The organism is Treponema sp. OMZ 798 (assembly GCF_024181385.1).
GTDB lineage: Bacteria > Spirochaetota > Spirochaetia > Treponematales > Treponemataceae > Treponema_B.
In genome coordinates this window covers 1977047-1997805 of sequence record NZ_CP051305.1, presented here as the reverse complement: position 1 = coordinate 1997805, position 20759 = coordinate 1977047, and the positions used below count along the sequence as shown (strand labels likewise).

Annotated in this window: 19 protein-coding genes and 1 pseudogene; 10 read left to right on the top strand and 10 right to left on the bottom strand. The window is 36.3% G+C overall.

The genetic code is table 11. The annotated features are described in order from the left end of the window. Positions 1 to 5: 5 nt before the first annotated feature. The 4 genes from E4O07_RS09275 (at position 6) to E4O07_RS09260 (ending at position 2983) form a co-directional block, all read left to right on the top strand. On the top strand, positions 6 to 1319 hold the full coding sequence (locus E4O07_RS09275) for a hexokinase family protein (protein ID WP_253685162.1): 1314 nt from the start codon (positions 6 to 8) through the stop codon (positions 1317 to 1319). A 122-nt stretch (positions 1320 to 1441) separates the two neighbouring features. Then, positions 1442 to 2491, top strand: a complete 1050-nt coding sequence (gene yedE / locus E4O07_RS09270; protein ID WP_253685161.1) for a YedE family putative selenium transporter — start codon at positions 1442 to 1444, stop codon at positions 2489 to 2491. A gap of 22 nt (positions 2492 to 2513) precedes the next feature. After that, positions 2514 to 2723: a sulfurtransferase TusA family protein gene (locus E4O07_RS09265; RefSeq protein ID WP_253685160.1), complete on the top strand. Its 210-nt coding sequence runs from the start codon at positions 2514 to 2516 to the stop codon at positions 2721 to 2723. Further along, entirely contained in the window at positions 2723 to 2983 is a 261-nt protein-coding gene (locus E4O07_RS09260; RefSeq protein WP_253685159.1) for a putative Se/S carrier protein, read from the top strand. Before E4O07_RS09265 ends, E4O07_RS09260 begins: the two co-directional genes overlap by 1 nt. A 69-nt stretch (positions 2984 to 3052) precedes the next feature. Here E4O07_RS09260 and E4O07_RS09255 read toward each other — a convergent pair whose 3' ends face one another. After that, positions 3053 to 3685 carry an FMN-binding protein gene (locus E4O07_RS09255; protein WP_253685158.1) on the bottom strand — a complete coding sequence of 211 codons (633 nt, stop codon included), beginning with the start codon at positions 3683 to 3685 and terminating at the stop codon, positions 3053 to 3055. A gap of 123 nt (positions 3686 to 3808) precedes the next feature. On the opposite strand from E4O07_RS09255, the gene selD reads away from it, so the two are divergent. Beyond that, positions 3809 to 4873, top strand: coding sequence for a selenide, water dikinase SelD (gene selD, locus E4O07_RS09250; protein ID WP_253685157.1), 1065 nt, complete (start codon positions 3809 to 3811; stop codon positions 4871 to 4873). Here selD and E4O07_RS09245 read toward each other — a convergent pair. The 3 genes and pseudogenes from E4O07_RS09245 to E4O07_RS09235 form a co-directional block, all read right to left on the bottom strand. After that, complete coding sequence (locus E4O07_RS09245) at positions 4870 to 6036, bottom strand: aminotransferase class V-fold PLP-dependent enzyme (protein WP_253685156.1); 1167 nt, start codon at positions 6034 to 6036, stop codon at positions 4870 to 4872. The two genes, selD and E4O07_RS09245, sit on opposite strands and share 4 nt — an antisense overlap. Before the next feature lie 136 nt (positions 6037 to 6172). Beyond that, positions 6173 to 7930: an ABC transporter ATP-binding protein gene (locus E4O07_RS09240; RefSeq protein ID WP_253685155.1), complete on the bottom strand. Its 1758-nt coding sequence runs from the start codon at positions 7928 to 7930 to the stop codon at positions 6173 to 6175. Continuing rightward, positions 7930 to 8463: pseudogene (locus E4O07_RS09235) on the bottom strand (ATP-binding cassette domain-containing protein); the annotation flags it as partial. The gene E4O07_RS09240 and the pseudogene E4O07_RS09235, both read right to left, overlap by 1 nt. A 54-nt stretch (positions 8464 to 8517) precedes the next feature. Here E4O07_RS09235 and E4O07_RS09230 point away from each other — a divergent pair. Further along, positions 8518 to 9534, top strand: a complete 1017-nt coding sequence (locus tag E4O07_RS09230) for an IS5 family transposase (RefSeq protein ID WP_253730558.1) — start codon at positions 8518 to 8520, stop codon at positions 9532 to 9534. A gap of 76 nt (positions 9535 to 9610) precedes the next feature. Here E4O07_RS09230 and E4O07_RS09225 read toward each other — a convergent pair whose 3' ends face one another. From E4O07_RS09225 to E4O07_RS09200, 6 genes are all read right to left on the bottom strand, one after another. Continuing rightward, a complete protein-coding gene (locus tag E4O07_RS09225) occupies positions 9611 to 10855 on the bottom strand; it encodes an ABC transporter transmembrane domain-containing protein (RefSeq protein WP_253685152.1) in 1245 nt (414 codons plus the stop codon). After that, positions 10827 to 11450, bottom strand: a complete 624-nt coding sequence (locus E4O07_RS09220) for a TetR/AcrR family transcriptional regulator (protein ID WP_253685151.1) — start codon at positions 11448 to 11450, stop codon at positions 10827 to 10829. Before E4O07_RS09220 ends, E4O07_RS09225 begins: the two co-directional genes overlap by 29 nt. A gap of 250 nt (positions 11451 to 11700) precedes the next feature. Further along, a complete protein-coding gene (locus E4O07_RS09215) occupies positions 11701 to 11925 on the bottom strand; it encodes a DUF1648 domain-containing protein (RefSeq protein WP_253685150.1) in 225 nt (74 codons plus the stop codon). Between the two features lie 18 nt (positions 11926 to 11943). Continuing rightward, the gene (locus E4O07_RS09210) at positions 11944 to 13503 is read right to left on the bottom strand and encodes a hypothetical protein (protein WP_253685149.1); all 1560 of its coding nucleotides are present in this window, start codon (positions 13501 to 13503) and stop codon (positions 11944 to 11946) included. After that, positions 13478 to 14206 carry an ABC transporter ATP-binding protein gene (locus E4O07_RS09205; RefSeq protein WP_253685148.1) on the bottom strand — a complete coding sequence of 243 codons (729 nt, stop codon included), beginning with the start codon at positions 14204 to 14206 and terminating at the stop codon, positions 13478 to 13480. Before E4O07_RS09205 ends, E4O07_RS09210 begins: the two co-directional genes overlap by 26 nt. 89 nt (positions 14207 to 14295) lie before the next feature. Then, positions 14296 to 14931, bottom strand: a complete 636-nt coding sequence (locus E4O07_RS09200; protein WP_253685147.1) for a TetR/AcrR family transcriptional regulator — start codon at positions 14929 to 14931, stop codon at positions 14296 to 14298. A 100-nt stretch (positions 14932 to 15031) separates the two neighbouring features. Between E4O07_RS09200 and E4O07_RS09195 the strand changes: the two genes are divergently transcribed. The 4 genes from E4O07_RS09195 (at position 15032) to E4O07_RS09180 (ending at position 20713) form a co-directional block, all read left to right on the top strand. Continuing rightward, complete coding sequence (locus tag E4O07_RS09195) at positions 15032 to 15172, top strand: hypothetical protein (RefSeq protein ID WP_253685146.1); 141 nt, start codon at positions 15032 to 15034, stop codon at positions 15170 to 15172. Between the two features lie 125 nt (positions 15173 to 15297). After that, positions 15298 to 16350 carry a type I restriction endonuclease gene (locus E4O07_RS09190; protein ID WP_253685145.1) on the top strand — a complete coding sequence of 351 codons (1053 nt, stop codon included), beginning with the start codon at positions 15298 to 15300 and terminating at the stop codon, positions 16348 to 16350. Positions 16351 to 16380: 30 nt separating this feature from the next. Further along, positions 16381 to 17592: an Eco57I restriction-modification methylase domain-containing protein gene (locus tag E4O07_RS09185; protein ID WP_253685144.1), complete on the top strand. Its 1212-nt coding sequence runs from the start codon at positions 16381 to 16383 to the stop codon at positions 17590 to 17592. Then, positions 17549 to 20713, top strand: a complete 3165-nt coding sequence (locus E4O07_RS09180) for a P-loop NTPase fold protein (protein WP_253685143.1) — start codon at positions 17549 to 17551, stop codon at positions 20711 to 20713. The genes E4O07_RS09185 and E4O07_RS09180 overlap by 44 nt, the downstream gene beginning before the upstream one ends. Positions 20714 to 20759 lie beyond the last annotated feature (46 nt).

Here is a 20759-nt window from a genome sequence, read left to right as displayed (position 1 = left end):
TTTAAATGAAAGAGATAGATGATTTTTTTAAGAGAAATAATTTTGATTATAAAATCGATATAGAATATGCATCTTCAATTCTTTTGGAAGATATGACAAAGGGATTGAAGGTGGATTTCGAGACTGCTTCTTCCATGGATATGATTCCCTTATGGAAAAATCTTCCCGACAGTGTACCTAAAAACAAGAAGGTAATTATAATAGATGCCGGAGGAACCAATTTTAGAGCGGGGCTTGTATACTTTGATAAAAAAGGAGTGCCTGAGATTCTTTCCTTTTTTAAACATCCCATGCCGGCCCTTGACAGGGAAATGACTAATGAGGAATTTTTTGACAACATTGCAGAATACTTAGAGCCTCTAAAGGATGAGGCTGAGGTAGTTTCATTTTGCTTTTCCTATGCTATAAAGATTTTTCCTGATGGAGGCGGGCAGGCTATTAAGCTTTCCAAAGAAATAAAGCTGCCTTATATAGGCGAGTGTAAAATAAATGAGGGACTTTTTCAGGCTCTTTCAAGAAAGGCTTGGAAAAAAGTAAAAAAAGTTATTATGGTAAACGATACTGCTGCAGTTCTCCAGTCGGGGATATTTTCAGAAACGAATGAGCAGAGATTCGATTCCCATATAGGCATTGTTTTAGGAACAGGCTTAAATTCTGCATATATCGAGTATGATAAAATTGAAAAACTAAAGGATACCGAATTTTATAATAAGCCTCAAATAATCGTATGCGAGTCTGGTAAGAGCAATAAGATTCCGCAAAGCAAATTCGATAAAACCCTCTCTGAAAATTCCAATTTAAAAAACGAGTATTTTTTGGAGAGAATGTGTTCAGGCCGTTATCTTGGAGAGCTTTGCTCCATCGCTTTAAGAGCAGGTGCCGCCGAGGGAATTTTTTCGTCGCGGGCCAACAAGATGCTTTTAAATTCTCGTAATTTTTCGAGTGAGGAAATTTCCTTATTTTTAAAAGATCAAAATCACGATAAAAATATTTTTTCAGGTATCATCGAGTCACATTCGGTTTCGGAAGACTATGTTAAGATTTATTCCATATGCAAAAGTTTTTTTGAAAGAGCCGGAAGGCTGTCGGCTGCCGTCATTGCTGCAGCCTGTATAAAGACGGGAAAGGGTAAATCTCCGGATAAGCCTATATGTATAAGTGCCGACGGTTCTATGTTTTTAAAAGGCTTTTTGATTAAGGAAAGAATTTTTAAGAGTTTACACACCTGTTTAACCGAAAAAAAGGGCATTTATTTTGTGCTCAAAACAAATGATGAGGCTGTAACCTTAGGTACGGCTCTTGCCGCTTTTTTAAATTAAATAATAAATATCTATTTTTTTTAATATATTGACATTTTATTTTCTTTTTGTTAGACTCTCCCCCGATAGATTTTATTTGAAAATTCTATTTTTTAGCTTAATTAAATTTAAAAGGAGAGTTTATGAAAAAACATCTCATGGTAATTGTAACGGGAGCAGTTATAGGTATTGCCGCTCTTGTATTGGTAAGATTCGGAAACCCCGGAAATATGGGTTTTTGTATCGCTTGTTTTTTGCGTGACATTGCCGGAGCATTGAAACTGCACAATGCCGGTGTTGTTCAGTACATGAGACCTGAGGTAATAGGTCTTGTTATAGGTGCCTTTGTATTGGCCTTTGCAAAAAAAGAATTTAAGCCGAGAGGCGGTTCTGCTGCCTTTACCAGATTCACCCTGGGTTTCTTTGTTATGATAGGAGCCTTGGTATTCTTGGGCTGCCCCTTAAGAATGTTTTTACGCTTGGGTGCAGGAGACTTAAATGCTATTTTCGGTTTAGCAGGCTTTGTGGTAGGAATTGTGATCGGTATCTTCTTCTTAAATAAAAACTTCTCTCTTAACAGGGCCTATAATCAGTCAAAGCAGGAAGGCGTAATTCCTATCATCTTTATGATCGTCTTCTTTGTGCTCTTGGTTGCCTTCCCCTCAGTTCTTGCTTTCAGCGAAAAGGGCCCCGGCTCTATGAAGGCTCCGATCTTCTTGGCTTTGGCCATCGGTCTTGTTGTAGGCGGTCTTGCCCAAAGAAGCCGAATGTGTACGGTCGGCGGAATTCGCGATGCAATAATGCTTAAAGATTTCCACCTATTATGGGGAAGCCTTACTGTTCTTGTAACCGTATTGGTTGGTTCTTTTATTTTAGGAAAATTCAACCTAGGCTTTGCAGGTCAGCCTGTTGCTCACACAGACGGTTTATGGAATGCCCTCGGAATGGTTTTGGTCGGCTGGGCAAGCGTTCTCTTAGGCGGATGCCCCTTAAGACAGCTAATCTTGACAGGTGAAGGAAACAGCGATTCGGCAGTTACCGTTGTAGGTCTTATAGCCGGTGCAGCCTTTGCTCACAACTTCGGTCTTGCTTCTTCTCCCAAGGGGCCGACAAGTGCCGGTATGATAGCTGTTGTTGTAGGCTTGATTCTTACAGCCTTTGTAAGTATCTATTATTCTTTGAAGAATAAATAAGTTTTAATTATAAGGAAAGATTATGTCTGATATTATTGTAGATGCTCGAGGGCTTGCTTGCCCTGAGCCTGTGGTTTTAACCAAAAAAGCTCTTGGATCAAATTCCGGCTTTGTTGTATTGGTAGATAACGAGACTGCAAAAGAAAATATAAAACGCTTTTGCGATAATTCAAAGGCTCAAACAAAGATTGAACCGACTGATGACGGCTGGAAAATTGCCGTATCAAAATAATGAAAGAGTATTTAATTACCTTTCATACGCATTACGATTCTCTTGTCTGCATGAGGGCCGTGAATAAAACGGATAATGCTAAGACAGGGGGATTGACTGCAAAACTTGTTCCGGTGCCGCGCTCTGTAAGTTCAAGCTGCGGCACTGCATTAAAATTAATTTTTAAAGAAGGCCTAGCCTTCAATAAAGATGATTTTAGTCAATTTGATTACGACGCTTTTTATTTTTTAGGTGAAGACGGCAAGTACGTTGAAGTGTAGTGCGATTAAAGGCGGCAGTATTATGAGGTCTCCGTTTTGGAGAAACTCATCAATACTGCCGTTTCTTTATTATTTTGTTTTTAATGCATCCAATTTTTGTTTTAATTCTTCAAGGGCCTTTTCTATTTCTTCATAAGTTTCTAAACTTTCAAGAAGAGTTTTTCCTTCCGTAACTATTTTTTCCAATTTTTTTTGTTCGGCCTTTTTGTAGTTTTCGGGATTTTTGTATGTTTCAAGTTCTTTTATTGAAGCATCCAGCGTTAAGGCTTGAAGAACCGCCATTTTTACAGCCAAAGAAGAAGCTGAGGCTCCGCCGACAACATCGGGGCCTGCTTTTCCGGGAATACCTACATTTATTTTTTTTACATCCTTTAAGGTTTTGTTCCTGTATTTGTCAAAACCCTTGGCTTCTAAAAATTTTTTCCAATAAACTTTGTTTGTTCCTGCATTTCCGGTAACATCAGCTTCTATTGATGCATCGGTATTTTTTTCGTCATCGCTTACTTTGATGATCTTGCCTTGGGCATCGATTTCTACATCTATACATACGGAATATCCGTACTCATAGTTAGGGCCGGCTGAGGGCGAGCCTTTTACCTTTGCCGTACCGTAAAGTACCGGATTAGGCTCTGAGGCAAAAGCAAATACCAAAAGAGCTGCTGCAAATAATCCTATAGCTCTTACCTTTTTACTCATCTTCATAATTTCCTCCTGAATGAGATTTTGTCGGTTGGAGTATACAATTATAAAATTAAATGTTCAATACCCTATTTTTTATCTTGACCATAATTTAAAATTGTGAGATATTATTACTCGGAGGCTGATATGAGCTGTTCACTTATTAATGAAAATTTCGATTTATTAAAATCTGCAAAGAATCCCGGCTGAGGTGCAAAGCTGAGTGCGGGTGCACTCGATAAACTTTTAAAACATTTTTCCGTAAGGAATGACGATAATTTACTCGTAGGCTTTAATACTTCCGATGATGCCGCAGTTTATAAAATAAACGATGAAACGGCTCTTATTTCTACCATAGATTTTTTTCCGCCTGTTTCGGGTGATCCCTACATGTTCGGACAAATTGCCGCAGCAAATTCTTTAAGCGATATTTACGCGATGGGCGGAGAGCCCAAGCTGGCACTAAATCTTTTTTGTATAACCAAGGATATGCCTGAAGACATGATAAAAGAAATTTTACGCGGCGGCTTCGATAAGGTTTATGAGGCCGGGGCCATTGTCTGCGGCGGGCATACCATCTATGACGATTCGCCTAAATACGGTTTGGCCGTTAACGGCTTCGTTCATCCTAAAAAAATTTTAGAAAACTCGACGGCAAAGGAAGGCGACGTTTTAATTTTAACCAAGCCCATAGGAACAGGAGTATTGCTTACGGCTTCAAAGGCCGATATGTCGCCGCCTGAAGAGCTTGACCGCTGTTATAAGATTATGGCTTTTTTAAATGCTAAGGCCCGCGATATCATGGTAAAATATAGGATAAACGCCTGTACCGATATTACAGGCTTCGGCCTTCTCGGTCATCTTTACGAGATGGGGAAGGGGAGCGGTATGAGCATTGAGGTGGATTACAAATCCATTCCTGTTTATGATTCTGTGATTGAAAGCGCTCAAATGGGCTTTTTGCCTGCCGGCGTTTATACCAATAGGGATTTTGTCGGAGAAAATGTTGCCTTTGAAAATGTTCCTCTTGCATACCAAGACCTGATGTTCGATCCTCAAACTTCGGGAGGGCTTTTAATTTCGGTAGACAAGGAAGATGCGGCTGCTCTTTATGCGGAATTGTCTCAAGCCTTGGAAAACACACCTTGCGGAAAGCCCGCTATTATCGGTCTTGTGACCAAGCGTGAGGATAAAATACTTAGGGTAAGCTAAGTCCTTGAGCAAAGCTCCTTTACTGCTCTTATTGCCGTTTCAATTTCTTCTTCTATGGTAAAGGGGCCCGTCGAAAATCTTACCGTGCCTTGCGGAAAGGTGTCGATGGACTTATGTGCCGAAGGCGAACAATGAAGGCCGCAGCGGGTAAGGATGCCGTATTTTTCTTCGAGGATGGAGCCTGCTTCTGCATTATCCATTAGCTCTGAAAAATCTATCGAAACTATTCCGACCCTGTTTTCAGCTGAATCTCCTCCGGCTATTTTTATTGGGAGGTCCTTTATTCCATCCAAAAAGAGCTTAAACAGTTTTTGTTCTTTTGTGTGAATCTTTTGAATCCCGAAAGAGTCCAGCCATTTTAAGCTGTGGTAAAGACCTGCGATTCCGATTATGTTTTGAGTTCCGGCTTCAAATTTATCGGGCATAAAGGAAGGGGTAACTTCCGAGTCGGATGCGCTTCCCGTTCCGCCTGTGATAAGGGGTTCGACTTCTTTTGCAAAATCCTTATCGAAGAGGATGCCTCCTGTTCCTTGCGGGCCGAGTAAGCCCTTATGTCCCGTAAAGCAAAAGGCCGCAGGTTTTAATTTTGCAAGGTCAACGGGGATGTGGCCTGCACTTTGGGCTCCGTCTATTACCAGCGGAATATTGTGCTTTTTTAGGATTGAGGCAATTTCTTCTATCGGCTGAATAAAGCCGGTTACATTCGAAGCGTGAGAAAACACGGCGAGACGGGTGTCGGGCCTTATCATGGATTCGATTAGGGATGTGTCTACAAAGGCTCCTCCGTTTTTTAAAACCGCAGGAACACGGTCAATCTTAACGCCCGATTTTTCCATTTGAACCAAGGGGCGCATTACGGCATTATGCTCAAAAGAACTTGTTAAGACCCTGTCTCCGGCTTTTAAAAAACCCTTAATAATATAGTTTAAACTTGCGGTAACTCCCGAGGTAAAAATAACATGGGTAGCCGGCTGAAAGTTAAAGAGCTTACACAAGAGTTCCCTTGTTTCGATAACTGCAAGGCCTGCTTCTTCCGTTTCGGTGTAGGTGCTGCGGTTAATGTTTCCCGTGCCCATATTAACAGCTCTTGCAAGAGCTTGATCGAGACCTGGCGCCTTAGGAAAAGCTCCGGCCGCATTGTCCAAAAAGATACGCTTTTTCATAGGACTTATTCTAGCTCAAATAGTTTTTTAAGTCAATTGAAGAAGGATGTCAATTCAGAAGCGGCACGGATGCCGCCGGTTCTTAACAGAATCGAGTTTACGAAGTAAACTCGTTGTCCAAGAATTGACAAGGATGTCAATTCTTGGACAGCTTCCATCCCGCCGATTCATTTTTGGCGGTGATGAGGTTTTTGTAAAGACCGCCTTGAGCCGTAAGCTCTTCATGAGTTCCGCTTTGTTCGATTGTGCCGTCGTGGAGTACCAAAATTTTATCGGCATTGCGGATGGTTTTTAGGCGGTGTGCAATCATGATGATGGTTTTGTTTGCGGTCAGGGCTTCGATGGCAAGGCGCAGCTTGTCTTCATTTTCCGGATCTATGTTGGCAGTTGCTTCATCAAAAATAATTATGGGAGCGTCCTTTAAGATAGCTCTGGCGATTGAAAGCCTCTGCTTTTCTCCGCCCGATAAGGAAGCGCCTCCTTCACCGATAAGAGTGTCGTAACCTTGAGGCAGGGCTTCGATAAACTCGTGACACATTGCTTTTTTTGCAGCTTCGATAACTTCTTCTCGGCTTGCTTCAGGTTTTCCGAATTTGATGTTGTTTTCGATTGTGTCTTCAAAAAGATAAACATTTTGAAATACCATACTGATTTTGCTCATCAAATCTTCCAAGCTTAAATCTTTGATATTAACTCCGCCGATAGAAATACTTCCGCCTTGTACATCCCAAAAGCGTGCAATCAAATTACATAGAGTAGTTTTGCCTGAACCTGAGGGACCGACAACGGCGGTAATTTCTTTCTCATTCATCTTGCATGAAACATTGTTAAGAATATTTTTTTCGTCATACCTGAATGACACATTTTTAAATTCGATTTCGGTTTTTGAATTGCCGAAAGCGGATGCGGTTGTTTGAGTTTTTTCTCCCTCCTGTATTTCGGGCATTGTTTCAAGATAGTTTAAACTGTCGATAGCGTTTTCGGTAATTCTTAAAATTGCCATCAAACTGCCTGCTCCTTTTAATCCTTCAAAGATTATAAAACTTGCAATCATCGACATAATTGCATCAGGTAAAAGCATGGCTCCTTTTAAATAAAGCTTAAAAGAAAAATAAACCATCAGGCTGATTGCGGCTCCTATAATGATGCGCTGTGCTGCAATGTAGGGTGTCATTGTTTTTTCAAGACCCATCGTAATGCGGCAGTTGTCGTCAAAGGCCTTGTGAAGTTCCTTGTTATTTTCTCCTGCAAGATTGTAGGATTTTATAACAGACATTCCCTGTACGGTTGTAAGCACCTGCTTTGTTAAGTCCTGTTGCGCTTCATGGATTTGGTGGGCATTTTTACGCGAGCGTTTTTCCATACAGGCGGTAACGATAAAAAAGCCTGTCATTCCGCCTACCGCAATTAAGCCTATTTTTACGTTAAAAAAGAAAAGGCTTAATACAAAAATGCTTGTGTTCAGTAGACCGCCTAGCATTAAAACCAAAAGAAGAGGGACCTGTGCCTCGATGAGGCTTAAAGTGGTGGTGCTGAGTGTGGTGAGTTTTCCTAAACTGAAGTCGGAGAAGAATCCCATAGGAACTTTTTTTAGTTTTTCGCCGATTTCGATTCTTTTGTCGGCTGCCATAAAATAACCCGCATGGGTTTGCTGTAATTGCGAAATATATTTGGTAATCATCTTTCCTGCAAGGCTTATAAGCAGGATGCCGAGGCTTACAGCAATGTCTTTTGTTCCGATTGTTTTATTGAATATTCTAACTAATACATAATAAATTGCCGCAAATTGTAATGCGTTAAAAACTGCATTCATAAAACCTGCAATAATCGATTTTCTTATATTTGCCCGCTCCTTTTGAGCAAAGCGGATAATCTTTTTAAAAACACTAATCATTATTCTTCTCCCTTAAGAGCTGCTTCCCACATGCTGCGGTAAAGAGCCGATTTTTCCAAAAGTTCGGTGTGAGTGCCTGTACTTTCTATGCTGCCGTTTTCGATTACAACGATGTTGTCTGCATTGACGACGGTTCTTAATCGATGGGCAACTACAATGAGGGTTTTGCCTTGTACCAAGGTGCCGATAGCTTTTTGCATGAGGCTCTCGTTTTCGGTGTCCATATATGCCGTCGCTTCATCGAGGATAACAATCGGGGCGTTTTTTAACATAGCACGGGCGATAGAAATGCGCTGTTTTTCTCCGCCTGAAAGACGGCTTCCGCCTTGACCGCTTATCGTATCGTAACCGTGTTCAAGGTTCCGTATAAATTCATCACAACCCGATTTTTTTGCAATGCTTTCAACTTCTTCATCGCTTGCATCGGGTTTTCCTATTCTGATGTTTTCTCGTATGGACATATCGAATAAATAATTATCCTGCGATACATAGGAAATAATTTCTGAAAGCCGGGCAAGCGGAATATCTTTTATGGGCACCTCTAAAAACCCCCTTTAAAAAAGATTAAAAAGATGATAAAATGAGGTATGAAACAAAAAGGATTATTTGATGAAGAAGATCGTTTAAGAGTATTAAGCAAGTTAGGAGATAGTCTTGAAAAATTAAACGAAAAAATAAATTGGGAAATATTCAAACCCCTATTAAAAAAAGCATTAACCAAAGAGTCAAAAGGTTTAGGCGGAAGACCTGCATACGATTATGTAATGATGTTTAAAATAATAATCTTACAAAAATTATACAACATAAGTGATGATCAAACGGAATATCAAATAAACGATCGGCTATCCTTTATGAGATTTTTAGGATTGGAATTAAAAGATAAAGTACCCGATTCAAAAACAATATGGCTTTTTAAAGAAAAACTCATTGAAGCGAGAGTATCAAAAAAGTTATTTGAAAAGTTTGGAAAAGAATTAGCTAGGAATAACTTAATAGGAAAAGAGGGAACGATAATAGATGCGACAATAGTAGAAGCTCCGATACAGCATAACAGCAAAGATGAAAATGAACAAATTAAAAACGGAAAAATTCCTGAACAATGGCAAGAAAAACAAAATAAGGCAAAATTATCGCAAAAAGACTGTGATGCGAGGTGGACAAAGAAGCATAAACGTAATTATTACGGTTATAAAGATCATATAAAAATAGATAAAAAAAGTAAGCTTATATTGAAAGCGACGGTAACAGCAGCCAATGTTCATGATAGTAGAGAGTTAAAAAATTTGATTGAAAGGGAAGATGAAAGATTATACGCAGATAGTGCCTATATAGGAGAAGAAATAGACAGGATTTTAAAAGCGAAAGGAATAGAAGGGCAAATTTGTGAAAGAGGAGCAAGAGGGAAACCTCTTAGTAAAAAACAAAAAATCGGTAACAGAAAAAAATCAAAAATACGGGCGAGAGTCGAACATGTATTTGGCTTTATGACAAACTCAATGAAAGGTATATATGTAAGAACGATAGGATTAGCTCGTGCAACATTTTCGATAATAATGATGAACTTAACATACAACTTATGCCGATATTGCTATCTAAAGAAATAAAATGAGGGAGCATATAGGTAATAAAATGAAAAGTAAGGGAACTAAGATAAAGAATCCAAGTTTTACACTAGACAATTTATAAAAAAGCTACTAAAATAATAAATAGGTACACTAAAAAATAGGTTTTTAGAGGTGCCCTTATGTCCGTACCGCCGATGCTGAGCCTGCCTGCCGTTGTATCCCAAAAGCCTGCAATGAGTCTTATGATGGTTGACTTTCCCGAACCCGAAGGGCCGACGATGGCGGTAATTTGTTTTTCTTTTAATAAAAGATTTAAGCCGTTCAATATTTTTTTGCCGTCCTTGTATGAAAACTCCACATTTTTAAATTCTATATTATAATTTGGAATCTCTGCCCTCGTCTCTGCATGAACCAATTCTTTTGACTCCAAGATTCCGTTTATTTCTCCTGTAATGGTGTTTATGCGTGCAAGGTCATCCAAAGCATTTGTTGCTGCAATAATATTTTCGATTGTACCGAATGAAAGGATAATTATCGTGATAAGGTTAACAGGCGTAATCGAATTATTTAAATAGAATAAAACGCCGAAGGGTAAAATTGTTAAGAGCATCATAGGGCAGATAGTTCGGTATGCCGAAACGCCGACCATACACTGCTTCATCCACTTATAATAAAATGAAGCATTGTTGTAGACTGCATCGCTGTATTTTTTGTATGACTTTTCATTTTGATTGAAGGTTTTTATAACTTCGATACCGTTGATGTATTCGACTACGGCACTGTTCATTCCCTGATTTATTTTTACCGATTCGGCATAATTTGTTCCGTATGATTTCATTGTGGTTTTCATAAACATCATGCCGATAACAAGAGGCACAAGAGAAAGAAGCCCCAGTCTCCAATCCAAAATAAACATATACACTAACAGAATGACGGGGCCTGCAATGTTTGCCGTCATTTCGGGAACAAGATGAGCCAATGTTGTTTCCATTGAATCGACTTGTTCGACAAGAATATTTTTAAGCTTTCCCGATGAGATGTCGAGAATGTCGCCTAAGGGCATCTTAAACATCTTGTCCGAAATATCTTTGCGTATATCCTTCAATGCAGAAAAAGTTGCTCTGTGCGATATTGATGTAGAAATTGCCGCAAAGATTTCTTTTAACGTAAAGCAGATCAAAATAATTCCTGCTGCCTTTGTGTAAAACTGCATATCTCTATTGCCTTCGATAAGAGCGGCAGCTGCTCCCGCCAAAGTGATGTATGTAATAAGTCCCATAGCGACTTCTAGCAAGGCGCAGAATATGGAAGCTGCATACATACCCTTGTTTTTACTGATGTATTTTTTTATCAGGTTCATTGTGTTTCTCCTCTGATTCACTAAAATAATGACGAATTATGTTTCTAAAAAAATCTTTGTTTTTTCTAAAAACCTTACCCACCGATAGGACTTCGCATGATACGATGACGGCATTTAGAAAAGCTATACCCGTTTCGCTTGTTAGGGGTATGAGTTTATCCAAGTTATGTTCATGTAAAAATGAGCGTAATTCCTTTGCAGATTCTTTTATAAGTTCATCGCGTAATTTTTGAAGTTTTTTATTTTTTTCCGCTTCCATTAAAAACATGGCATATAAGGATTTGTACTCGTTGGGGTCAAGCATTTTCATAACGGCAATTTCGATTGCAAGGTCTTCGACAGAAATTCCCTCATGCTTGCGCATAAAGTCTTCGGAAAGATAGGAGCGGTATTCGTTGCCGTCAAGCATAAGGTCATAGAGCATTTCTGCCGTGCTTTTGTAGTGCCGGTAAACCCCGCCCTTGCTCATACCCGTTGCAGCGATAACGTCTTCCATTGTGGTACTGCCGAAGCCTTTTTTTAAAAATACCTTTTTTGCCGCCTCCCTGATTTCCTTTTTGCGGACATCAGCCGGAAGCCTTTCTTTTGCACACATACATTCTCCCAAACACCCTGCCTTGCCGGCAGATTATAGCGACGCTACCGTCGCTAATATAAAGATAACATAATTTAAAGTTAGTGTCAACCGAATTTAACAAAGAAAAGTGAAAAATTTGGGGGAGGGGGCTTCCTTGAAATTGAACGAATGAAGCACGTTTCAACGAACAGATTGCCGCATTTGTTTTTATGTATGATGCTAAAAAGGCTTGATAAAAGGATTGCAACCAATTTGTAAATGTGGATGCTTACTCACTTAGCTTTCTGTTTTTTCTTCCTCGTACAAATTTCCGGTATGCAGAGTAAGGAACGACTGTGGCAAATAAAAGATAAAATTTATTCACATACATATCAGGGATTCCTTTTGCATTGAAATGAACAGGAATTTTCTCCGGGAGAAATAAGCAAATAATAAATATTACAACCATTATTACCACCAACACCAAGACATCTTTTAACAGTCCATCTTTCATACAATTTCTCTCCTTGAACTAAATAAAATTTGATTTACCGATTTTTATATAAACTCCACTTGCAATAACAAGTAAAGTAACCGATATTATTTGAAAAACAGGCGTTATCGGAAGATTTAAAAACCAATGAAGAAGAATTGGTATAACTAATGCAGCCATTCCAATAATTGCAGACACAATAACAGGCATACTCTGTTTTACTACCATCATCTCGCTTTCCCATTCATAGTTAGGATATTTTTTATTCAAAGAAATTCCTATCACTGTTATAAAAACGGAATAGCATATAGGAACAATTATTAGGTTAATCATTTGAATTGGACTCATGTCGAGTTTCAGTGTAAATACAAATATGGAAATCATGTATCCGATTAAATGAATTGTAAGATTTACTGCAATTTTAGAATTTAAAATCGTTTTTACCCGAATAGGAGAACTTTGCAAAATCCAAACATTTTTACCTTCTAAAGATATGGAAAACGCTGCCGGACAACTAAGTAAAAACATTGAAGCAATACACATCGGAGCAAAATTTGAAAGATATTCATTAATATTTTCGATTCCCGAATATTCCCCTATTTGTTGTAAAGAATTAAAAAGGAAAAATATACTGAAAACACATAAAAGTATTACACCAAGACCTGCATTCAACACTGCCATATATGAGTTTAGAAACCGTCCCATTTCTTTTTTATATAGGGCAAAAAATACTGATTTTCTATTATTCGAATTTTTGTTGTCGGAATATCTTGTTGTTGTTTTAGCAAGAGTATTAAGCAATCCATACTTCAATGAAACCATTTTGGCAAATATATAAAAAAATACTATCGAGAGAACAATAAATAACCCTACTCCAATGTGCATTGGAAATTTATAGTATTCCATAAATAACTTAGATAGCGGGTACAGTCCGGTAATTTGCTTAGAAAGCATAATCCCAATGCTATTTTCATTACCTGATTTCATAGCCGACACTGCAATATATCCAATGATTCCTATCATCGCAAATGAAAAGATTAATGTAATAACATTTTTTCTCTTAAAGAAAGATGAAGCAACAACAATAACGATTCCCATACATGCTGCTATACACATCGGTATCAACGGAACAAAAATTATGGAAGTAAAATACAATATAATCTGTAATGCATTTAAACTTCCGTTTAACACCCAAACAATTCCTCCCGGAAGCATAAACATCAATCCTATTAAAAAATTCAATAAATACATAAACATAAACTTGCTGCTTATAATATCCGAACTTTTTACAGGCAACGACAAAAGATTTTTCATATCACGACTGCCAAATAAAATCCCATTCGAATAAAATATTGTCAAAAATAATATTGCAAAGCTTGATACCGATACCATATATGCCGGTATCAACTCCTGCTGTCCCGCTTGTACCAATGTTTTGGCTGTTATGATATTATAAACAAAGAAAAATATGGCAAGAGTTATTATTCCAAAACTTGCAATAACAATTGAACTTTGTTTTTTATTTCCCGGCTCTTTCATTTCGTTGATCGGAAAAAAATTCATCAATTGTGTTTTAATTAGTATCCAAATTTTGCTCATTATCCTGCACCTCCATGAAAAAAGTTTCCAAAGATTTATTGCCTTTGACTTCTTCTGTATTTCCGCTCGCTATTAACTTTCCGGTTTTTATAATTGCAATTTTATTACATAATTTTTCTGCAACATCCAATACATGTGTTGAAAAGAAAATGGCTCCTCCATCTGATACGCATTCGTGCATTATTTTCTTTAGTAGAAAAGTTGCTTTCGGATCAAGTCCAACAAAAGGTTCATCTAAAATTAGTAACTTTGGAGAATGCACCAGTGCAGAAATAATCGCCGTTCTTTGCTTCATGCCATGTGAATACGAAGATATCATTCCCGAAAGATGTTTCGTCATTTCAAATAAATCGCCGTATCTCTGGATTCTTTCTCTGCGTATCTCAGTAGAAACTTCAAATAAATCTGCAATAAAATTGATGTACTGAAATCCTGTCAGATGTTCATATAAATCCGGATTATCCGGAATGTATGCCATCATTTTTTTACAAATAACAGGCTCCTCTTTAATGGAATGCCCGTCAATCGTTATACTTCCATTCTCAAAATCATGAATCCCAACTACCGCTTTTATCGTTGTAGTTTTTCCGGCTCCATTTGCACCAATGAATCCATAAATATCTCCGGACTGTACTGAAGCGGATAAGTTTTCAACAGCCTTTTTGTTCCCATAGAATTTACTAAAATTCTTTATCTCTAACATAATTTCCGCCTCTATTGACAATTTGTCAGTTATTCTTTAAAATAAAACCGATAACTTGTGTAGCAACATCTATCGGCATACCATTCTCCTTACAAACATTCTATTTTTTTTTGATTACTAAAGAGCTTTTTCGTATTTAAACTTTGTTCAAGCATTATCTTAAATGCGTTTAAGTAGTCATTAACAGGTTCTTTTTTCGAATATCTTATACTTATGTTATTTGAAACAAAAACATAAGCTGTCATAAGAAATTCTGCTGTTTCTGATGGATATTTTACAAAAAAAACTTTTTCCGTTATTCCTTGATTTATAATCTTTTCAAAATATATTGTCAGTTTTTCAACAAGCTTATGGGATAACTTATCTATCATATATTGATTTTCTTTAAGGTCAACTGTTTTTTGTAGCACTGTACCCTCTGCCGAAATATTTTCCGAAGATATAATGGTGGCATTCATAAATGATCTGATTTTTTCTATGGCAGTTTTATCATCATAGGTAATAATGTGAATATCTTTCAATAGTTTATCTGAATATTGTTCTACAAGACAATATAAGATATCCTCTTTATTCTTAAAGTGATAATATAACAACCCTCTTGATATATTTACTTTATCGACTATATCCTGAGTTGTTGTGTTAGTATATCCTTTCTCCATAAAAAGCAGCATTGCCGCATTCATAATCTCGGCACGCCGTATTTCAGGTTCTTTTACATCTCTCATACTATTCATCCCAACACTTAGAATATCACGTAACTGACAATTTGTCAATGATAATTTTAAAAATTGTGAAGATTTTTTTATAATTAAAAGTTCTAAAATCGTGAAGCTTTCTACAGATGTTTTACATAATGCAGGCTTGCGTTCCCTAATGCTTGAAAGCTATGGGCAATTGGGAGTTTCGTGCGGCCGAGTTCTCAAACTGAAAGAAGGCCTCATTACGGAAGATTGTTGGCTTGGGTAAGGTTCCTTGCTTATATCATTTGCCTCATTCAAACTTTATTTTGCTAAAGATTTATTTGTTACCCTCTGATTTTTTTATAGGAATTTGGTATAATCAAATGTAATTATGCTTTTACGGAGTTACTCATGAATATTTTAGATGAACATATAATCGGTCTTACAAAATTAACTGATCTGTTTGAACAAAATAAAAAACAGTATAATGCAGCGGCTTATGATGAAGCAAATACCCGCACTGATTTTATAGATAAGTTTTTTGAGCTTTTGGGCTGGGATATCAGTAATACACAAGGTTATTCCGAGCAGTATCGCGAGGTTGTGCGTGAAGACAAGGTAACAATCGAAGGTAAAGTTAAGGCTCCCGATTATGCGTTTAGGATAGGCGGAGTGAGAAAGTTTTTTGTAGAAGCGAAAAAGCCTAGCGTTAATATCAAAGATGACCTTGAGCCTGCTTTTCAGGTAAGGCGGTACGGCTATACGGCAAAGCTGCCCCTGTGTATTCTCACCGACTTTGAAGAATTTGCCGTGTACGATACACGCATAAAACCTTCGCCTTCCGATAAACCGAGTACGGCCCGTATTTTTTATTGCACCTTTGATGAATATCAAAAGAATTTCGATTTTATTTTTAACACCTTTTCAAAAGAGGCAATTTTAAAGGGCAGCTTTGATTCCTATATTCAAGAAAATAAAAATAAAAAGGGCACTTCCGAAGTCGACAAAGAATTACTAAAGCTGATTGAAAGCTGGCGGACGGACATTGCAAAGAATATTGCCTTACGCAATCCTTCTTTAAGCATTTACCATTTAAATGTTGCCGTACAAAAAATTATCGACCGTATTATTTTCTTGCGGATTGCAGAAGATAAAGAAATGGAAGAGTACGGACTTCTTAAAAAAATAACGGAAAGCGGTGCGGTATACCAAAAGCTGCAAGCTGTGTTTGACAAGGCAAATGCAAAGTACAATTCCGGTCTTTTTAAACCGCATGATTGGCTTCGGAATCTGACGATTGACGATGCGGTTCTTTCTTCCATTATAAACGGGCTGTATTACCCTGAATGTCCTTATGAGTTTTCTATTTTACCCGTAGAAATTCTCGGTAATATTTACGAGCAGTTTTTAGGAAAGACCATTAAATTCCGCAATGTAAAAGGCGGACACACCGCCCTTATCTAAGAAAAGCCTGAGGTAAAAAAGGCAGGCGGCGTGTACTATACGCCTCAATACATTGTCCGCTACATTGTTGATAATACAATCGGTATAAAGATAAGGGGAAAAACTCCCGAAGATATTGCAAAGCTGAAAGTTGTAGACCCTGCCTGCGGTTCAGGCTCCTTCCTTGTGGAAGCCTATCAAGAGCTGCTTAATTATCATTTGGACTATTATTCAAATGAAAAGGAGCGGAAGGCTGCGCTAAAAAACGGTTATATTTATGAAGCAGGAAAAAATGTATATAAGCTTACCATTGAAGAAAAACAGAGAATATTGCTTAACAGTATTTACGGAGTTGATATAGACGGTCAGGCTGTTGAAGTTACCAAATTGTCGCTTTACTTAAAACTTTTGGAAAACGAAGGCAGCGAAACACAGGGACAGCTTTTTAAGTTTTCGGATCTTACACTATTGCCCTCACTCGATTCAAATATCAAATGCGGCAACAGCCTCGTCGGTTCCGACTATTATAACGAAAAAGATTTAAGCCTTTTTGATGATGAAGCCATGCGGAAAATCAACACCTTTGACTGGGACAAGGAATTCCCCGAAGTCTTTGCTCAAGGCGGCTTTGACTGTGTGATAGGGAATCCGCCGTATCTTAGAGTACAAGGATTGCGTGAATATTATACGGAGGAATCAAAATACTATGAGCAGGTATATAAATCTGCAACCGGACGCTTTGATTTTTATATACTTTTTATGGAAAAAGGTTTTAAATTGCTTAATAAGGATGGAGTACAATCATTTATTCTTCCTAATAAATTTATCAATAGTGATTTCGGCTCAGGTATTAGACAATTTATATATGAAAATCATGCATTGAACAGTATCGTTCATTTTGAATCACATCTTGTATTCAATACGGCTTCTGTTTATACCTGTATTATTGGACTTTCACACAACAATACCGACTTTAAATTTATAAAAACCGAGCCTGAAAAAATAACAGATAAACTATTTTTTGATATTTTACCTTTTGATATTTTGCAAGACAATGGAGCTTGGCATTTATCTGCTTCAGCTGATACTTCACTCATTCAAAAATTACAATTACAAAAGATGATGGTAAAACATATTTTCAAAGGTATCTTTCAGGGAATAGTGAGTGGAGATAATAAAGCTTTTTATCTTTCCGATTGTAATCTAAAAGAAGAATTTATTGTTGGTTATAATTCTTTGTGCAGAAGATTTATTTACCGGTAAGGCTCATACTACAATTGCAAAGAATATTTGTGATACTATAAAAAATAATTCGGATTGCCGTATGATAGGTCTTGACGGGTCTTGGGGTTCCGGTAAATCAAATCTGTTAAAGATAGTAGAAAAACAGCTTAATCAGCAAGAGAATGAAAAATATCACTTTTTTCTATATGACGCATGGGGACATCAAGAGGATATTCAAAGACGTGCAATTTTAGAAAATTTAACCGATTTTCTGGTTAATGAGAAAAAAATTCTTGGTAGTAAAAAATGGGAAGAAAAATGCAAAAATCTTGAATCAAGAACAAAAGAAACCGAAGTAAAAACTATACCAAGGTTAAGTATTAGCGTTATGATAGGTATTTTTTCTATCATTATCACACCTGCTTTAAAACCTCTTTCAGATTTATTACAAGAAACTTGTCCAAAAGTTAGTAAATATATATTTTTTACACCTTTATCATTATTTATAGTTGCAGTTTGTTATATAATATTAAAATATCTTTTTGGGTTCTTCAAAAAACAAAAAAAACAGGAAAAATTTATACATATTTTTAATGATATATTTGCTTTTTATACAAAAGATAGAAAAGATACTATAACACATGAAATAATATCTGAACGCAATCCTTCTTCAAAAGACTTTAAAGATTGGATAGAAGAAGTATCTAATGACTTGATAAACAATAATCTAATAATCATTTTTGATAATATGGATAGACTCCCATCAGATAAGGTGCAAGAACTTTGGTCATCTATTCATAGTTTTTTTGCAGAAGAAAGATACGAACATATATGGGTTATTGTTCCTTTCGATAGGCAACATATACGAAATGCTTTTAAAAAAGAGGATATACAAATACTCACAAAAGATAACGATAAAGATAAAGATAATTTTTTAGATGAATATATATGTTATGGCGATGATTTTATCAATAAAACTTTTGATGTAGTGTATAGAGTTTCTCCGCCTATTATGTCGGACTGGAAAAACTATTTTAGAATTCAGTGGAAGGAGGCATTTGGGAATACAATTGATCAAGATAATTATGAAAATGTAATGCAAATATATGATATGCTTACGATAGAACAATCACCTCGAAAAATTATTGCATTCATCAACGAAATAGTAACAATTAAACAAATTGTAGAAGATGCTATACCTTATCAATATATTGCATTGTACATATTCGGTAAACAGAAAATAACCGAAAAAGGTATTATTGAAATTTTTTCGCCTACCTTTTTAGGTGCTATTGAATTTCTATATAAAAATGATACTGACTTAGCAAAATACCTTGCAGCACTTCACTATCAACTACCTCCGGAAGAAGTAGAAAGTGTTATATTTAGGGAAAAACTTAAGCAATCACTTGATAATAACGATGCAAATACCGTTAAAGAGATCAGCGAATCACCAATTTTTATTGATGCGTTAGAATCTGCTGTACCGATTATTACAAATATCGGTAATGCTGTAGAATCTATTAATAAAATTTTTGATGATAAAATGAATACTCAGTATGCCAAATATATTTGGAAAGTTCTTTACAATAAGGCAAGAGATAAAGTGGAAACAAAGCTTGAAAATTATCAGTATATACTACTATCTCATATTGAAGCTCCTGCACAATATCTAGAAACTATTATAAGTATGTTAGCAAATAATAAAAACTTTAATCCTCAGCAGTATTATAATGATATCACAAAACTTACTCAATTAAAAAATATTGATGTATTTTCTCATCTTATGCCAAAGAAGTTACAGATTGAGCAGTTTATTGTTTTTATTAATCTGGCTAAGGCCAATATTAATAAATATAAAATTACTTGTGATAATAATGAGATTGATACATATTTATCTGAACTGAAACTTGAAAAGTTAAAGGGAGTTACATTTATACCGTATCTTACAAAAAAAGACGATTTAGAAAAATACAAATCAAAATTAATTGATGGAATTAAAAACAATTATGATAATAAAGAATATATTGAAATATTATACACTCGCTTAAAGGAACTGGAACGTCCGGTTCAAAAAGACCTTTTATCGGATAGCAATATATACTCCCTATTTACTGACTGGGATAGTAAAAATGATTTTTATTATGATTTAATTTGTATGAGAATTGCGCAATATGATAACTTTAACTCCTCATATTCAATTTATTTTGATACTGTGTTAAATAGTAATGATCCTAATATTGTTAAAAAAATATCAGAACGAATTGAATATTATACAAGCTATGGTGATATTCTTCTCCATTTACCGGAAATGGAGTTCCCTGTCTACAAAGCTGTTGCACAGGAATTAACAAAGAATTCTTATGGTATATCTAGCGCACATATAGAGAAACTGCTCATGCATTATGACTCGATTAATGAAAAATTAGAGCTTTCGCATGATGTGCTGTTATCACATTTAAATGCGTGGAGAGATTTTGCAGTAAAAGCTATCAACGAATCTAATATATCGGATATACCTATAGCCTTTTTTAAGGCTGTGCATACTGAAAATATCAATAATGAATTGACTAAACATTGTATGAATACGCTTTCCGAGTATTTAAAAAATCTTAAAAAAGAAGACTGGATTGAATCCATAAAAGATCAAACTTTTGCTTATAAAGTATTAGATTATAGCAAGATACCATTGGAGCATAGTGCAGTTACAGCATTGGAAGAAGTTATTGAAAATTTTATTAAATCGGAATCGGGTTTTGCAAATTGTTCTGCCCAAATAAAATACCTTATCAGTAAAGCTGAAAATGATAATTGCCCATTACAGACAGGTGCAAAAAATGTACGGGATATTTTTACAAATGGAAAAGAGAAAATGAATGCAAATATATTCTCTGTTATAGGTTCATACTTATTAAAATATGGAAAACTTGAAGAAAAAAAAGAAGCTTTGCGTACACTATTCCCTGCTGATGTTATCGATTCACATATAGAAATCTTACTTAAATTTTCAGATATTATTAAAAAAATAATGGATAGAGCAGATGAACCGGAGCAGCAGACATTTATAAATGAGATTAAAACCGGGATGGATAGAAATGAAAAAATAAAAGAGTTTGCCGAAAAGCTTTGGTTATCAAAAGGTGAGGATGAAAAATCGTAACATTTTATATAAACATTCTAAATAAGGACTTGGGCTCCGTCCCACA

Coding starts and splice junctions, on each gene's coding strand:
- E4O07_RS09240 (WP_253685155.1), bottom strand. CDS start 7,930: ATGATTAGTGTTTTTAAAAAGATTATCCGCTTTGCTCAAAAGGAGCGG.
- E4O07_RS09190 (WP_253685145.1), top strand. CDS start 15,298: ATGAATATTTTAGATGAACATATAATCGGTCTTACAAAATTAACTGAT.
- E4O07_RS09200 (WP_253685147.1), bottom strand. CDS start 14,931: ATGAGAGATGTAAAAGAACCTGAAATACGGCGTGCCGAGATTATGAAT.
- E4O07_RS09245 (WP_253685156.1), bottom strand. CDS start 6,036: ATGAAAAAGCGTATCTTTTTGGACAATGCGGCCGGAGCTTTTCCTAAG.
- E4O07_RS09230 (WP_253730558.1), top strand. CDS start 8,518: ATGAAACAAAAAGGATTATTTGATGAAGAAGATCGTTTAAGAGTATTA.
- E4O07_RS09255 (WP_253685158.1), bottom strand. CDS start 3,685: ATGAAGATGAGTAAAAAGGTAAGAGCTATAGGATTATTTGCAGCAGCT.
- E4O07_RS09205 (WP_253685148.1), bottom strand. CDS start 14,206: ATGTTAGAGATAAAGAATTTTAGTAAATTCTATGGGAACAAAAAGGCT.
- E4O07_RS09265 (WP_253685160.1), top strand. CDS start 2,514: ATGTCTGATATTATTGTAGATGCTCGAGGGCTTGCTTGCCCTGAGCCT.
- E4O07_RS09210 (WP_253685149.1), bottom strand. CDS start 13,503: ATGAGCAAAATTTGGATACTAATTAAAACACAATTGATGAATTTTTTT.
- E4O07_RS09215 (WP_253685150.1), bottom strand. CDS start 11,925: ATGAAAGATGGACTGTTAAAAGATGTCTTGGTGTTGGTGGTAATAATG.
- E4O07_RS09275 (WP_253685162.1), top strand. CDS start 6: ATGAAAGAGATAGATGATTTTTTTAAGAGAAATAATTTTGATTATAAA.
- yedE (WP_253685161.1), top strand. CDS start 1,442: ATGAAAAAACATCTCATGGTAATTGTAACGGGAGCAGTTATAGGTATT.
- E4O07_RS09225 (WP_253685152.1), bottom strand. CDS start 10,855: ATGAACCTGATAAAAAAATACATCAGTAAAAACAAGGGTATGTATGCA.
- E4O07_RS09260 (WP_253685159.1), top strand. CDS start 2,723: ATGAAAGAGTATTTAATTACCTTTCATACGCATTACGATTCTCTTGTC.
- E4O07_RS09220 (WP_253685151.1), bottom strand. CDS start 11,450: ATGTGTGCAAAAGAAAGGCTTCCGGCTGATGTCCGCAAAAAGGAAATC.